We start from the raw sequence: 15,165 nt of genomic DNA on the forward strand, positions 1-15,165 counted from the left end.
CCGCCCCCCCCCCGGGGGCGGGGCGGGGGGGGGGGGGGGGGCCCCCCCCCCCCCCCCCCCCCCGCCCCCCCCCCCCCCCCGGGGGGGGGGGGGGGTGCCCCCCCGGGGCCCCCCCCCCCCCCCCGCTTCTGTCGGGCCGTGTTGGGCCGTGTTGGGCCTCCCGAGGGGAAGTTCACCGGGGGCGGTACGCGGTGAGTTTGCGGCACAGAGGGTGTGTGCGGCTCGGGCTCAGCGCGTCGTCGCCGCCTCGCCCCCGTGGGTATGGGTCTCAGCCGAAGGTGCCGCGGCTGCGCGGGTCGACCGCGGTCTTGTCGAGGCGGGCTCCCTTGCGGGGCCGAGGTTCCTGTCCCGAACGGCCCGTCCCGCCGGTTCCCGGTGGCTGATCGGCGCCGGAGTTCTCCCCGGTGCGGGAGGTTCGATCGTTTCCGCTCGCCCCGGCCTGCTCACCGGGGCGAGAGGGGCGTCCCCCATCGGCCCCTGGGCGGCGCGGATCCGCCGGGGCGTTCCCGTCCGCGCCTTCCGCATCGGGTTCGGGGCTGCGAGCAGCCCCTCCGGCCCTGGTCCCGCCGACGGATTCGCCGGGTGGTGCTCCGGCCCCCGCCCCGCCCGTCGCCGCAACCGTCGTGGCCGTCGTCGCCGCGGGCCTGTCCTCGGACCGTGCAGGCGCTGCCGCCTGCCCCGCGGGGCAGGCGTCCGGCTCCGCGGAGCCGTCGAGCCGTGGAAGAACCGGGGCGGGCGATCCCGTACCGCCTGTCCTCCTCCCCCGGGCGATGCCGAGCCCACCGCTCAGCCGCTGCTTCCGCTGGTCGTTCGTCTCCGGCGGGCCGAACGGATCGGCTGTGCGCGGGGCTTCACTCTCACCGTGGGCCCCGGCCCGGGCCAGCGAGGAACGCCCTCCCTTGCCCGCGCCCGACCCTCCTCGCTGGAAGGAGGAGAGGGCAGCGCCGATCTGAGTGAGGGCGGTCATGGCGTAAGCGGCCTGGAAGGCAGGCGGAGTGGAGACCTCCCCCTGCTCCGGTCCACCGTGGGGCGTGGATGCCGTGTCCGAGGAGTGCACCGTGGTGGATGTCGACTCCGGATCACGGCCGGCTTGCAGCTGGCCCTCCTCCCACCCCTCCCCACCGAGGCGGTTGTTGGAGGCGGCTCCTGAGGAGCCCTCGACGGGACGCCCCGCAGCGGCGCCCCGGGGCCTCTCCATGTGCTCGGCTGCGGAGTCCAGATCTGTCGCGGCCGATGCGAAGGCCGGCAGGGCCTCGTCCACGGATTTCCTCAGCCGGCTCCAGTTCTCGCCGAAGGCTTCCGCCGCCGGACCCTTCCAGTAGGTGGCGAAGGCCGAGCCCGTGCTCTGGTCGAGAGAGTTGATGATCTCTTCCAGCTGACGTGCCATGTCGCGCCAGCCGGCGGACGCTTCGCGGAGCGTCTCCGCGTTCCCACCGGCCTCGTCGGTCACCGGACCCCCCTTATCAGCGCGGCCATGTCCAGCTCGGTGGCCTCGGTGTCGATGGCCCCGGTCCTCATTCCGCTCCCCATCTCGTCCAGCTGATCCTGGAGTTGCCCGAGAATACTTCCGGCCAGCTCGGAGAGCTCGGCGTAGCGCTCCGCGTCCTCCGACCCCCCCAGGCTCTGGCGCAGCGCCTCCGCGTCGGTGCGCCGCTTGAAGTCCGAGAGGTGGCGCCCCAGGTCGTAGGCGTGCGTCGCGAACGCCGCACCGAGTCTCCGCAGTTCATCGGTATCGGTGTGGACTTCGTCGGACATTTTCTCTCCCGGCGTGAGGACTCGGCGACGCGGCCGACCCAGGTCTAGCACACCCCCTTGCGCGCCCTGGGGCGCGCGTCCCCGGTGGGGGACGGCGCCTTCGCGGTACGAAGCGGACGGCCCGGACTCCGACGGGTCCGGCCTCGCCTCCGTACACGCGTTTGGGGAAGGTTCCGGTTTCCTCCCCGCGCGGCTTCTTCCTGGCTGCTCCATCTGTTACATAGCCCTGACAGGTGATGGATTGACGGTGCGTTCGATGCCGTCGCTAGACTCGTGGCAGCTACACATTCGCCATGGCCATGCTCGAAGGGGGATCGAATGAGCCAGGAGCGGGAGATCCGCGACGACGACCTCAGGGACGTCGCGCAGAACGACGAACAGGCCCAGCGCCTGCACAAGGCGCTGCGAACTCTGGCCACCAACCCGAATGTCGGCGGACCTCTTCAGCAGATGGCCAAGGAAGTCCTCTCCGGCAGGATCGGGATGCGGGACGCCATCCAGACCGAGTCGTACATGGACGCGCTGGGCGCCCGTATGACCGAGATCCGGCGAGCCGCCGAGAACGAGACGCCCAAGGAGCGGGAGGCCAAGCGGGAGCAGGTCGACCGCTGGCAACAGGCCCAGCAGGCGGAGGACGACCGCGAGCGTGCGCAGCGCGACGGACCGTCCCGGCGGGTCCACGGTACCGACCGGCACCGGCCCCGCGGCCACCGGCCGTAGAGCCCAGAGTCGGTCAAAGTCTGGCGCTGCACTGGTAGTTGAAGTGTTGTCAGCCCGCGCCGCTAAGCTCTGGCGCAAAGATCGCGGTGCGTGATCACGTGGAGAACGGGGGACGTTATGGGGCTGGACGGCCTCAAAGCCAATGCGACCACCCTCAAGAGCGAGGGTCGCCAATTCACGGACATCGGCAAGGACTTCGACGGTGCGGTCAGGCGCCTCATGGACAATCTCCATGCGCTGAACGCCGGTCCTCCCAGCAAGCAATCCGCGAAGGACGCCCCGCCACCTCCGCCCCAGCCGGGTGTGGTGGACCAGTTCGTGACCGGTCTGACGACACTGGACAGCAAGTCGGGCGCCCCGCCGTGGGGCGACGACGAGATCGGTGAGAATTTCGGCGTCGCCTACGAGGGCCTGCGCGACGGCATGTACGAGTCCATGGGCCACTTGGCCGCCAAACTCCAGGAAATCGGCAAGGCACTGGAGGGCATGGCCAAGAACCACGAGGCCAACGAGGACTTCAACGAATCGCTGATGAAGCAGCACGTGGCCAACTCCCAGGGCAACAGCAAGGCCATCTGGTCGATGAAGTCACCTCACCACTGAACCGCCCGACAGCACCGTCACCGAGCCGCCCGGCGGCTCAATCGCTGAACCGGTGAACCACCGAACTCGCCGTTCGACGAACTGCACATGCATGACAACGGGGGAACACAACTGTGTTGATGCTGCCTGACTCGCTCGAGTGGGTCCTGGAGATGCTGGGCTTCCAGTGGCCGACCGCGGACGAGGACAAGCTCATCGAATGCGCGCAGGTCTGGCGGCAGTTCGCGAACGAGGTCACCGAAGTCCAGGTGAGAGGCGTCACCTCGGCCGGCAATGTCCTGAGCGAGAACTACGGCGACTCCATCGAGGGCTTCAGCACGACCTGGGAGAAGTTCTCCGGCGGCTCGGGCTACCTCGACGACGCGCGGATGGCGGCCGAGACGATCGCCTTCACGCTCGAGGCGGCCGCGGCACTGGTCATCGGAATGAAGATCGCCGTGATCGCACAACTGGTGATCCTGGCGGTGGAAATCATCGCCGCCCAAGCGGCGGCCCCCTTCACACTGGGCCTGTCCGAACTCGGTGCGATGGGCGCTGTGGCGGCGACCCGTCTCATCGTCCGCCAGATCATCAAGGAGTGCGCCCAGCAACTGCTGCAGGCGGTCCTGGAGGCCGCCAAGGAGCCGTTCGTCTCGGCCCTCCAGGCCATGATCTCGGACGTCATCGCCCAGACGGTCAACCAGAACTTCGGCGCTCAGAGCGGCTACGACCTCGGGCGGACCGCCAAGGAGGGCAAGGACGCGGGCGTCGACGCCTTCAAGAACACCGGCCAGACGCTGGGCGAATCGCTCCGCGACGGCGCGGGCAGCCGGGCAGGGCGCAGTGCCCGCGACGGTATGGATTCCGCCGCGGGCCACGGCAGCGACGGTGGCGACGACGGCGGGGACGGCGGGAGCGGCGCGTCGGACAGGGGTTCGCCATCGAGCGGTTCATCGTCGGGTGGGTCGTCCTCGGACGGGTCATCCGGTGGTTCGTCGACCGGCGCTTCGTCGACCGCAGGCGCGGGGTCGTCGTCCGGCTCGGGCTCCGGCTCGGGCTCGGGCTCGGGCTCGGGCTCGTCATCGGGCGGGACGGGCGGCACGACATCGACGGGCGCCAACTCCAGTGGATCCAGTGACAGTTCCGGCGGAACGGGTGGGTCCTCGGACGGTTCGTCCGGCAGTCCGTCGGGCGACGGCGCGGACAGCGACTCCTCCAACTCGCGGAACGACCCCAGGTACGCCCCTCCCACGGATACCAGCAACCAGGACTACGCCGACAACCCCTTCGACGCGCCGCGCAACGCAGACGCCGGGCAGAGCCCTGCCTCCTCCGGCCCCGACTCCTCGCCGTCGTCCGACGGCGGCACGACGCCGACACGGTCGGACGAGGGGGCACCGCGAGGCGAGAACATCCCGGACGACAACGCGCCGACCCGCCCGACCGGCGAGACGCCGCGCGGGGAGAACATCCCCGACAACAACTCACCCACGGCCGGGGACAACGGGCGCCCGGAACCCTCGCCGTCGGCCGACAGGTCCGCCGCTCCCGATCCCCGTACAGCCGCAGACACCAACGGCCCGTCGAGCTCGCCCACGCCGGACGGCGCACGCTCGGCCACCCCCGACTCCGGTCCGTCCTCGTCTCCGTCTTCATCCCCGTCCCCGTCCCCGTCCCCGGATGCGGCACCGCATTCCAGCCCCTCGCCGAGTCCGGACTCCGGTAACCAGAACGCCGGTACGCCGGACTCCGGCCACCGCGCCACCCAGGACACCCCGTCACCGTCGCCCGACAACGGCACCCCGGCGGCCGCCCAGCACGCCACCACCGCGCCCTCCTCAGACGGCAACGGCCAGACGCAGAACGACAACAGCGGCAATCAGGGCACCGGCCGCACGTCGATGCCGCAGACATCGATGCCGCAGGGCGGTGGACCGGACCGTTCGCACGCCAACCCGTACCAGCAGCAGTCGCAGTCCCCCTCGCCCGACCCGGACGACGACGGCATGCAGCTCCAGGGGTCGGGCACGGCCACGGCTCCTCCGCCCACCACGACCACTCCCCCTGCCGACCCCACGCCCTCGCCCGCCCAGACGAACCAGCAGGCGAACACGCCGCAGACCGGGCCCATACCGGGGCCGACCCCGGGTGCCCAGCAGGCACAGCCGGGGCCGGCCACGAGCAGCAACCGCCCGACCGACCCCCGTACGAACCGTCCCGCCCCGCCGAGGGACGGCAACATCGCCGACGCCTCGCGTCAGACGCCGACCTCGCGCCCGCACAACCCGCGCCTCGACGGCTCGCGCCGGGAAGAAACGTCCCGGCCCTACAACCCGCGCCTCGACGGGCCACTCGGGGACGACGGCCGCCCGCGGAACACGGGCAACCCCTGGGACGACGCGTCCGGCAGGGACGCCGGCCCCCGCGACGAAGGCCCCAACCGCCGCGACGAGACGGGCCGTCCGGAGTCGCCGCGCATTCCCGAGCAACGCCAGGACAGCGGCACTCGGCAGGAACCGCAGCAGCAGCGACAGGACGACCGCGAACGCTCCGAACGGCCCGACCACGCACCCCACGAGGACAGCTCCACGCCGGACCCTGCCCATTCGGACCAGCCGAGCTCCGACCAGCCCGAGGGCGGCATCCCCGACTCCAGCGGGCCCAACAACGAGAGCACCGCACCGACATCGCCGACTCCGCCCGACGCCGGTGCGGGAGCGTCCCTCCACGACATCCGAGCCGGACTTCAAGGGGGCACCGGCGGACTTCGCCCGCCGTACGCCATCGACCAGCGTCTGCTGGAAGACGCCGTTCCTCGCAACCCCGACGGGACCCCGCAGCGCCATCCCGATCCGTTCCAACAGTGGAGCCGACTCCAGAACGACGGCGGCCCGACGATCCCGGGCCGGTCGAACAACTGCGCCGACTGCAGCAGGTCCTTCCTGGAGACGTGGTACGGCCGTCCGCAGGTGTCCGCACCACGCACGTGGGACACCGGCCCGGATGGCAATCTGGATCGGCGGTCACCGGAGCGGGGAAGCACGGACAACGTTCAGCTCTGGGCAGGCACTCCTCTCCGGTATACGGGCGAAGGAACCGCCAGCTACGGACAGATCGCGCGTGACCTCGAAGCAGCCGGGCATGGCGCGTCAGCCGTCGTTGTTGTCGAGTGGCCTTCCCCTCCAGGCTCGAATGTGCGCAGCGGCCATGCCTTCAACGCTGTGAACCACAACGGACATGTGGTGTGGGTGGACTCGCAGAGCGGCCAGGTCAGTCATGACCCCATCCACATGCAAGCGGTGAAGGTCTGGCACCTGACCCTTGACTCGAACGCGAATCCGGTCATCCAGCAGCCTTCAGCCCAGCCCAACGTCAGCAATCAGCAGTCGAATCAGCCACATCAGCACACGAGCCCGCAGCAACAGCCCCAGGCTCAGCAGCAACAAACCCCGTATGCGGCGCCGCAGCAGAATCCGCATACGCAGCCGAGTCCGTACACGCAGACCCCGTACACCCAGCCAAGCCCGCAGCAGTTCCAGAATCCGTACACCCAGCCATACCACCCACAGCACCCGGCCGGGGCGCCCCCAGAGTCCTCGGGCAGCGCTCCCCCATCCGACACACCTTCCGAGCGCACCGAACCGCCCAGCGCGGCAGATGCCACTATCGGAGAGCCGGCGCAGGGCAATGTCCCGGACACCCCCAACCCAGACACCGGAGCCGATCCGGTCGAGGGTCGGGACAGTGAGACGGACACCAGCCCTAACTCGGAGCCTGACACCGAGCGGGCGCAAGACCAACCGACGTTCCCGTCGTCGGAGAACCGTCCCTACGACATCGACCCCGGAGGCGTCCAGCGCCCCGACCCGTGGGACCAGCAAGCCCTGGAGAACAGCGTCCCGCGCAACCCGGACGGCACCCCGCAACGCCACCCCGATCCCAACGAGGGCAGCTGGCTCAACGACGTCAACGGCCAGAACACCAACGACGACGGCCGCAACAACAACTGCGCCGACGCAGCCCTTTCCTTCGCCGACACCTACTCCGGCCACCCCACAGTCGCCGCCCCCCGCACCCCCGACCTCACCCCAGAAGGAACACCCTCCGACCGCGGCGAGACCGCGGGCCGCGACCGCATCGAGAACACCCTCGGCGCTCAATTCAGCGACCAGGGCGACGGCCCTGAAGCCTTCAACCGCTTGGAGACCACTCTCCTCAACAGCGGCCACGGCTCTCAGGCAGTCATCATCACTCAAGACTCCAACGGCCGCGCCCACGCCTGGAACGCCGTCAACCACAACGGCCAGATCACCTACGTCGACCCCCAAACCGGCCTGCGCAGCAACTCCCCTCTCCACAACGGCAACAACGGCGTCTTCGCCATCCCCCTCGACACCAACCGCCGGCCGATATCCGGCACCCGACCCACCAACACGCCCACCACGGAGAGCGCGTCGAACCGGGAGACAACGGCAAGCCGAATAGATCAGTCCCGCAGGGCCGGGGCTGATGCAATCGCGGCCCCATTCGGCAGTAACCGTCATCCGACGGCATCCCCGGCCGGGGCAACCAGCCCGCTTCAGGATCCGAACAGCGCAGATGCCACACGCGCAGAACGGAACGCGACTCTCCCTGCCCCTGAACGCGTCGATGCAGAGCAAGCCAGTCTCGCGCCGGACGAGTCCCAACAGAGAGTCCGCGATCACGAGGGCGAGGGCCACCAGGTCCACAGGATTCCGCTGACCACGGTCCATGACCACATGCGACAGTGGGCCCAGCGCGACGATGCACCACTCGCCCGACTCCTACAGATCTCCGGCGAGCGTCGGCGTGCCTACGAGGCGACCACTCAGCCTGTCAGGGATGCCAAGAAGGCCCTCGACCAGGCGAGAAAAGACGTCGCCGACGCCAAGCGGGCCCGGACCAAGGCACGCAAAGACGCGAAGAAGGCCACAGGCGAGGCGAAGCAAGCAGCCGAACAGGCACTCGCAGAAGCCAGGCAGGCCCTGGAGGAGGCAAAGAAGGCTGTTCCCGAAGCCGAGAGGGCGCACAAGGCCGCCCAGGAGGCACACAGGGATGTCAGGGTCCCGGAGACCGCCTTCACGGAACGCGAACTTCGGGAGATCCTCGCTCCGGAATTCGCGCAGATGAATGACGGGGAAAGGTACGCCGTCGTTGCAACCTTGGCCCGGATGAGCCTGGCGTTTCACGCGAACCAAGCCGTGGGCCGCGGGCCGGAGCCGACACACGACAACGCACCATACGCGGACGCACCGCCCAAGAGGAGCGGGGCGGACGATCCAGCCACCGAACACCATGAATCAGTTGCCGCATGGCGACGGGAGAGCGCTGCAGAGACCCCGGACACAGCACGGGCGTTCCCCCCCATGTACCGGAGAGAGAACAGTCCCACCGATCGAGCACTCCGCGACCTCCAAGAGGCGTCCCATCGGGAAAGCATTATCGACCTGTTGGAGGACGCCGAACGCAATGTCCCGGATTTTTCAGACAAGAATTATGCCGTTCTGGAACTGGTCGATGAGAGCGGCAACAGCACATACATCGTCGACTCCTCACTTCCCACAGGGTCGGACGGAGTCGTTCCGCGTCACTCGGAGAAACATCTCCTGGATTGGGTGAATCGACTCAACGAGGGCAGGCAGACGGAGCAGGCACCCGGGTACAAGATTGCTGGCCTATACACCGAGCGGGAGCCCTGTGGCCTCCGGACGGGCAATTCCGGGCATGCAGACTGCTCGAAGGTCATCCGCGATGCCATGTCCATGCACGGCGTTCCTGTCTACTACAGCACCACATACCGAGTCGATCCTGCCCGACGAGACTTGCAGCAAGCCGTGCGCGCCGAACTGCGCGAGCAAGGCAGGCCTGCCTCCGAAATTCAGAGAGTGGCCTCGGACACATACACACCCAATCAGCAGCGGATGAAAGCGGAGATGCGCCGCCACCTTCGCGTCGTTGGCGAATTGTGGGCCCGAACCAGGCTCCAGATGGTTCGAATTGAGCAGGATGACTCCGACTCAACGGCTTCCGATGGCCGCACACCACCGCCCGACCCGGCCGGCGCCAATCCCATGACCGAGACGCCGACCAACGCCACCAGCCTGAACCCGCAAGCCGTTCAGGGAGCTGAGAACCGGGAGGACGCTCAGACCACGGAGCCGGGCGGGACTATTGCAGCCGAAGCCTCCCCTTCCCAGGAAACGCCGCAGTCGACGGAACCGGACACTCCCACGTTCCCGTCGTCGGAGAACCGTCCCTACGACGTCGACCCCGGAGGCGTCCAGCGCCCCGACCCGTGGGACCAGCAAGCCCTGGAGAACAGCGTCCCGCGCAACCCGGACGGCACCCCGCAACGCCACCCCGATCCCAACGAGGGCAGCTGGCTCAACGACGTCAACGGCCAGAACACCAACGACGACGGCCGCAACAACAACTGCGCCGACGCAGCCCTTTCCTTCGCCGACACCTACTCCGGCCACCCCACAGTCGCCGCCCCCCGCACCCCCGACCTCACCCCAGAAGGAACACCCTCCGACCGCGGCGAGACCGCGGGCCGCGACCGCATCGAGAACACCCTCGGCGCTCAATTCAGCGACCAGGGCGACGGCCCTGAAGCCTTCAACCGCTTGGAGACCACTCTCCTCAACAGCGGCCACGGCTCTCAGGCAGTCATCATCACTCAAGACTCCAACGGCCGCGCCCACGCCTGGAACGCCGTCAACCACAACGGCCAGATCACCTACGTCGACCCCCAAACCGGCCTGCGCAGCAACTCCCCTCTCCACAACGGCAACAACGGCGTCTTCGCCATCCCCCTCGACACCAACCGCCGGCCGCTGGAGAGGATGGCCTCCTCTGCCCACCCCAGGACTGGGCAACCACCGGCGCCTCGCACCAGCCGTACGGCTCCAAGCACCCCTGGCAACGCCGAGCGCCCGACCGACGTATCAGCAGGTACAGCTGAGGACAGCCCCAAGCGCCCTCGGGACCCTGTCCAGTCAGAGGCAACTCGGCCACCGGACCACCAGCCCGGTCCTTCACGCGACGGCAGGCAGAACGACATCCCGCCCGAGGTTCTTGCCAGGATTGACGCCGTGCTGGAAGACCACCCAGACCTTGCCGACGTCGTCGTGAAACTGGTCATGGACCACGGCGATCACCCGCTCAATGTGAACGGGGATATCCTCAACCCAGACCTCCGGGATCGAGCACTCGAACTTCTTCGAGAACTGGCTGAGGGGCGGGTCTTGCATGACCGCGACTTGCAGACCTACCTGAGAGAGTGCCCCGGTCGCGGCCCGGTCTTCGACAGCATTCACGAGGACGTCAACGTCACGGAAGACGGCAACTCCCGTAAACAGGAGTTTATCGACGAGAGCAAGCGCCGCGATCCGGCGCGAAACATCGGCGCGGAACCAAGTGACGACGAGCGGCGTCTGCTCCAAGAGTACGCGGACACATTGGCAATCTCCGTCGAGTCGGCGGTGCGCCGTGAAATTGCGGCCATCTGCCCGGAGGGCGCGAGTTCCAGCGTCCGAACCAAGGCCGCCAATGCCCTACTTGACAAGGTAAGGCGGATGAGCCAGGGCAGCCCTGGCCGGCCTGGGCGTCCGAACTATCGGGTGGGCGATGTCATCGACGCCGTGGGCGCACGGATCACGGTCGAAGACATGAACCAGCTGGCCGAGGCGCTGGGCAATGTGCAGCAGAGATTCGGAGTGGGAGACACAGGACGTATCCTCGAGGTTGAGAACATGTATGCCGAGCCCAAGTCCAAGAACCCCGAGTATCGGGTGATCCCCATGGTGGTGAGAATCGACGTCGACGGCGATCCGTTTACGTTCGAACTACAGCTGACCACCCGTAGGGCCTCGGTCGCTGCCGACGTCGAGCACAACACGCTGTTCAAGCCGTATCACGAGCTCAGCGACGCGCAGCGCGAACAGATCAAGAGAATGCAGTCCGAGGCGGCTGCGCTCGACCAAGAGGAGACCCGGTCGTGACCGAGGAATCGGACAACAGCGAAGAACTGCGACTTATCAGAACCTGCTTCGTTGCCAAGCCTGATGGTGACGTCATCGCCGCCTTCGCAATCGACGGACGCCGCTACACCGATGCTCACGTTGCGCGCCAGATCTACGAAGAGGCAAGAGGTGAGATGAGTCGGCGCTGGGCGGCTTGGGAGTGGGAGACACATACCTCAACCCCGAACGAGCCCTATTCGAAGCTGCCGAGCTGGGAGGAGTATCGGATGAGCCTTGACGAGACGCACCCCCTCCCACGTTTCAATTCATGAAGACAGTCTCCCACTTGCCCCCAGCAAACTACCTGTCCAGGTATCGCTCTTTGCGAGGGAGTCCGATCCGTCTCTGATATCGCCAAATTCAACATGTGTAACATTCCTGCATCACCACATGGCACACGTCTCTGAGGTGGCGACGGGTTGGAGCGCGGAAAATACACCTCCGGCGCTTGAGCATGAAGCAACCAAGCCGAGCATGAACTGGAAACGACAGGAGCAGAATGACCGAAGTACCGGCTGAGTTCCCGGGCACCAAGATCGCTGCCCTTGTACGCGACTGGTGGCGCGAACACCGCCCCGGAGCCAATACGGCGTACGTCGTCGCCCCGCCCGGCACGGATGGCGAGCCGGTCTTGGGTGAGATTCACCGCTGTATCGAGGGCAGCGTCCTCCTGGATGCCTCCGGGTTCACCGCAGAAGAAGTACATCGGCAGGCTCTTCTCCACCTCGGGGTAGAGCTTGGCGAAGGTGAGTGGGATGACTGGCCATACGCTCTGGACAACCTGGCCGAGGACCGGTTGTTGGTGATCGTCAACGTGCACCGGGCGGGGGCAACTCGCCGCTCGCATGAACCGGAACGTCTGATGTCAAGGAGCGTCACCGCGCTGGCCCGAAGCAAGGTGGCAGTACTGGCCCACGTCACTCCACACGAACTCTCTGACGACGGTGCACGGGCCGGGGTCGTATTTCGCCTGCCGACACCGGACGCCACAAGGACCGTGGAGTCGGCGGCGCTGCACGCGCTTGCATTGGCAGAGCCTCGGGTGGTGCCGATGCAGGCATGGTCCGAACTCGTTATCGGTCTGACAGGCCAATCAGTGACCGAAGGTGGGCTCAATGCCCTGCTGCAGGACCATCCCGACACACTGGTGTCGAGCCCGAATGGCATCTCGTTCGTCGATGACGCTCTGGCAGACGCACTGCGTCGGGAGACAGATGCGGATGAGTTGCGCCAGGTCAACCGGCACATGGTCCGGTGGCTGGGGGGCCTAGAATCTGACATCCGCAATCCGGACGGGTGGGCGCACTCCGGCCCTCTAGGCCGTTACGCCGCAACCGGTCTAGCCATGCACGCAGTCCAAGCGGGCACATTCGAAGAGTTGTTGCGAGATGGCGGTGCTCTCGCCAACATTCCGCAGACGGTGCTGATGGACGCCGCTCACTGTGCTCTGGAAGACGGCATTCCCGGAAACAGTGCGGCGGCCGACGGCATCTATCTCTGGTCCTACGGCGTGACACCTTCCCGGCAGTCCGAGTGGGCCTCGTGGCTGCATCTGATGGCCTCCGCTCGCAACGACCACATCTTCGCGTCAGCCGTTCGCGAGTCCGGGGTACACCTCCCATGGCAGGTCAAGTGGACGCACTGGCGCCCGCCGGGCGGCTATCACGTGAGCTACCTGCGCACGCAAATGATCGATGAGTTGGTCGAGGTTCGCTGGCGAGGGCGCCCTGCTGTTGCGGGCCTGCGCCATTCCCGGTCTCAGACCACGATCTGGGATGCTGAAACCGGAGAACTCCTCGCCGGCCCATGGCTCGGGGAGACGATTCCCGAGGATCATCACGCGGAACTCGCCTGGCCCACCTCATCCGGACATGACAGCCTGGGCCCGAGGACGTTCCGGGAGCTGCGCGCTGACCCTCCGATCGGCCGCGGGGTGCATCCGTACATCCTCCCTTCCCCGGCGCTGACGGTCGGAGACCTTGTTGTCCTCGGAGGGCCCGGCGGTCTCTTTGCGATCGAGTCCACTACGCTGGACAGCATCTCAGGCCTTGCCTCGCCAGGTCTTGAGCCGTTGACGGGGTCGTTCGCACCCGCAGGCGAGATCTGCCCCGTCGATGCAGATCCGCCGAGCCCGGCAGACCTGTTGGAGCTGTACGGAGACGAGGAAATCGTCGAACTCGAGCCGGATGAAGTGCCCGACGGACTGAGCCACGAACCCACCCGTCGGCTGCTCCTGGAATTCGGTCTGCCCGACCTTCACGAAGGCGGCATGGGTATCTATCCATACGGGGACCACCGCATGGATGTTCTCGACGAAATGCCCTGGCCTGACGACATCGACCCCGTGGCGGAGAGTGGACCGTTTTTCCAAATCGGCTTCTGGATGGGCGGCGAACTTGTCATCGACGGCAGCACCGGGCACGTTCTTCGAGTCCCCACAGAGCCTGACCAAGAGCACCTCGCCGGGCTTCCCGCAGCGACCAGCCTGGAGAAATTCCTCACCATGATCGCGCTGTGGGTCACAGGCATGCGCACTCGGGAGACCATCGTGGGAAGTGACCACGAAGCATCCTTGTTGCCCCAACACGTGCTCGTTGCCCTCTTGCACGTTGACCGCAGATGCGGCCTTGCGCCAGCCTGGTCGCACATATTCTACAACGAGTGAAATGGGCTCTTATTCGATTAGAGATGAGTCACCCGCATCCCCGTCGGATCGACCTAGTCGAGTGACCCACCATCCATGAAGATCCAAGGAGGCCAACATGGATCCACATTCTGAGAACGAGAGTCGGCGTGTTCCAACGAATTCCGACGAGGCGCGAGAGATAGGAAGAACCCAATTCCCTGCCGTCTGGCCGGACGGCACTCCGGTCGCCCTCCACGTGCACGAGTTCGACATCGGATTTCTGGTCTACGCGTTTCCGACATCCACTGACTCTGACGACACACCCCCCCCTGTGGGCGGAAGCAATCTTGTGATCTCGAAGATCAATGGAGATATCTCCGACGTTCCCAACTATCCTCCGGAGTCTGCCATCGAGACGTACCGCAGATTCCATCGCCCCCCTACCACATAGCACCTGCGATCGCGGGCAGACCGGCACACCGGTTCGGCCACTGACTCCGGGCATTCCGCCGGCTATCCGGCTCGGCCCGAGGCGAGGAGCTGGTGAACAACTCGCCACAAGTAGGCCACGTCGGGTACATCGCCTTTGCGGTCTTGTGGAGCCGTGGTCGGACACCACGATGCAGTCCAGCATGGTTCGCCCCGTCGTATTGGACTGGTCTCAGCAGGAGGAGCGATGGTCATGCATGCTCGGTCCAGAGGCGATGGACCGGCAAATGCCGAAGACGCGCTGAGGGCGGCCCGTGCACGATTCACTCCCGTCTGGCCGGACGGCAGCCCGGCCCCGCTCGATGTCCGGGAGTTCGACATCGGCTTTCTGGTTACCGCCCGGCTTCCCCCGCGGCCCGAGCCGACGGAGCAGCCGACGGGTCGGCCTCGCCCCCGGGGCAATCCGGGGGGCACCTGCGTCGTCGTGTCCAAAGCAACCGGCAAAGTCAGCACCCTGCCCTACCGGCCCCCGGCCACAGCCATCGCGCTCTACCGCAAGACCCACGGCTCGGACTCGCAGTAGACCAGCGCCCCTTCAGCCGCACACGCAAACGGAAGGACCCATGACACAGCCCCACGACCCCGAGTCATCACCGTCCCGACCGCCCACCAGTGCTGAAGAGGCACTCGACATCGCCCGCGTCGAGTTCCAGCCCCGCCTCCCGGACGGCACACCCGCCCCACTGCGGGTCCACGAATTCGACCTCGGATTCCTCGTGACCGGCGTCTTCCCGCCCCGCACCGACCGCACGGCCCCCTCCCCTCAGGGCGGCAGCCACGTCGTGGTCTCCAAGGCAACCGGCAAACTCGGCTATGTGCCCAACCTCCCACCAGAGGTGGCGATCGACGTCTATCGCAAGCAGTACGGTCCCCACGCCTGACGCCGCAACAACCACCCGGGGCAGAGATGCCCGCGGACGTTATCCACAGGCTCACCGGCCATAAGAT

8 protein-coding genes are annotated in these 15,165 nt (G+C 67.1%); 6 read left to right on the forward strand and 2 right to left on the reverse strand.

Translation table 11 applies throughout. From position 1 onward, the window contains the following. Window positions 1-268: 268 nt before the first annotated feature. A complete protein-coding gene (locus ACGFNH_RS08435) occupies window positions 269-1,450 on the reverse strand; it encodes a WXG100 family type VII secretion target (protein ID WP_393652285.1) in 1,182 nt (393 codons plus the stop codon). Next, the gene (locus ACGFNH_RS08440) at window positions 1,447-1,755 is read right to left on the reverse strand and encodes a hypothetical protein (RefSeq protein ID WP_393652286.1); all 309 of its coding nucleotides are present in this window, start codon (window positions 1,753-1,755) and stop codon (window positions 1,447-1,449) included. Before ACGFNH_RS08440 ends, ACGFNH_RS08435 begins: the two co-directional genes overlap by 4 nt. A gap of 318 nt (window positions 1,756-2,073) precedes the next feature. Between ACGFNH_RS08440 and ACGFNH_RS08445 the strand changes: the two genes are divergently transcribed. The 6 genes from ACGFNH_RS08445 to ACGFNH_RS08470 all read left to right on the forward strand — a co-directional run bounded on the left by ACGFNH_RS08445 (window position 2,074) and on the right by ACGFNH_RS08470 (window position 15,098). Next, window positions 2,074-2,475 (forward strand): hypothetical protein, encoded by a 402-nt coding sequence (locus ACGFNH_RS08445; protein ID WP_393652287.1) that lies wholly within the window; start codon window positions 2,074-2,076, stop codon window positions 2,473-2,475. A gap of 117 nt (window positions 2,476-2,592) precedes the next feature. Beyond that, the gene (locus ACGFNH_RS08450) at window positions 2,593-3,078 is read left to right on the forward strand and encodes a hypothetical protein (RefSeq protein WP_393652288.1); all 486 of its coding nucleotides are present in this window, start codon (window positions 2,593-2,595) and stop codon (window positions 3,076-3,078) included. Window positions 3,079-3,197: 119 nt separating this feature from the next. Beyond that, window positions 3,198-11,081 (forward strand): toxin glutamine deamidase domain-containing protein, encoded by a 7,884-nt coding sequence (locus ACGFNH_RS08455; protein ID WP_393652898.1) that lies wholly within the window; start codon window positions 3,198-3,200, stop codon window positions 11,079-11,081. After that, window positions 11,078-11,374: a hypothetical protein gene (locus ACGFNH_RS08460; protein WP_393652289.1), complete on the forward strand. Its 297-nt coding sequence runs from the start codon at window positions 11,078-11,080 to the stop codon at window positions 11,372-11,374. The genes ACGFNH_RS08455 and ACGFNH_RS08460 overlap by 4 nt, the downstream gene beginning before the upstream one ends. A 227-nt stretch (window positions 11,375-11,601) precedes the next feature. Next, a complete protein-coding gene (locus ACGFNH_RS08465) occupies window positions 11,602-13,767 on the forward strand; it encodes an SUKH-4 family immunity protein (RefSeq protein WP_393652290.1) in 2,166 nt (721 codons plus the stop codon). A gap of 1,013 nt (window positions 13,768-14,780) precedes the next feature. Continuing rightward, a complete protein-coding gene (locus ACGFNH_RS08470; protein ID WP_393652291.1) occupies window positions 14,781-15,098 on the forward strand; it encodes a hypothetical protein in 318 nt (105 codons plus the stop codon). Window positions 15,099-15,165: the final 67 nt, after the last annotated feature.

The organism is Streptomyces sp. NPDC048639 (genome assembly GCF_043199075.1).
Classification (GTDB): domain Bacteria; phylum Actinomycetota; class Actinomycetes; order Streptomycetales; family Streptomycetaceae; genus Streptomyces.

What these genes read in the sequence shown, in the direction of transcription:
- ACGFNH_RS08440 (WP_393652286.1), bottom strand. Translation starts at nt 1,755, where the DNA reads ATGTCCGACGAAGTCCACACCGATACCGATGAACTGCGGAGACTCGGT.
- ACGFNH_RS08445 (WP_393652287.1), top strand. Translation starts at nt 2,074, where the DNA reads ATGAGCCAGGAGCGGGAGATCCGCGACGACGACCTCAGGGACGTCGCG.
- ACGFNH_RS08450 (WP_393652288.1), top strand. Translation starts at nt 2,593, where the DNA reads ATGGGGCTGGACGGCCTCAAAGCCAATGCGACCACCCTCAAGAGCGAG.
- ACGFNH_RS08455 (WP_393652898.1), top strand. Translation starts at nt 3,198, where the DNA reads ATGCTGCCTGACTCGCTCGAGTGGGTCCTGGAGATGCTGGGCTTCCAG.
- ACGFNH_RS08465 (WP_393652290.1), top strand. Translation starts at nt 11,602, where the DNA reads ATGACCGAAGTACCGGCTGAGTTCCCGGGCACCAAGATCGCTGCCCTT.
- ACGFNH_RS08470 (WP_393652291.1), top strand. Translation starts at nt 14,781, where the DNA reads ATGACACAGCCCCACGACCCCGAGTCATCACCGTCCCGACCGCCCACC.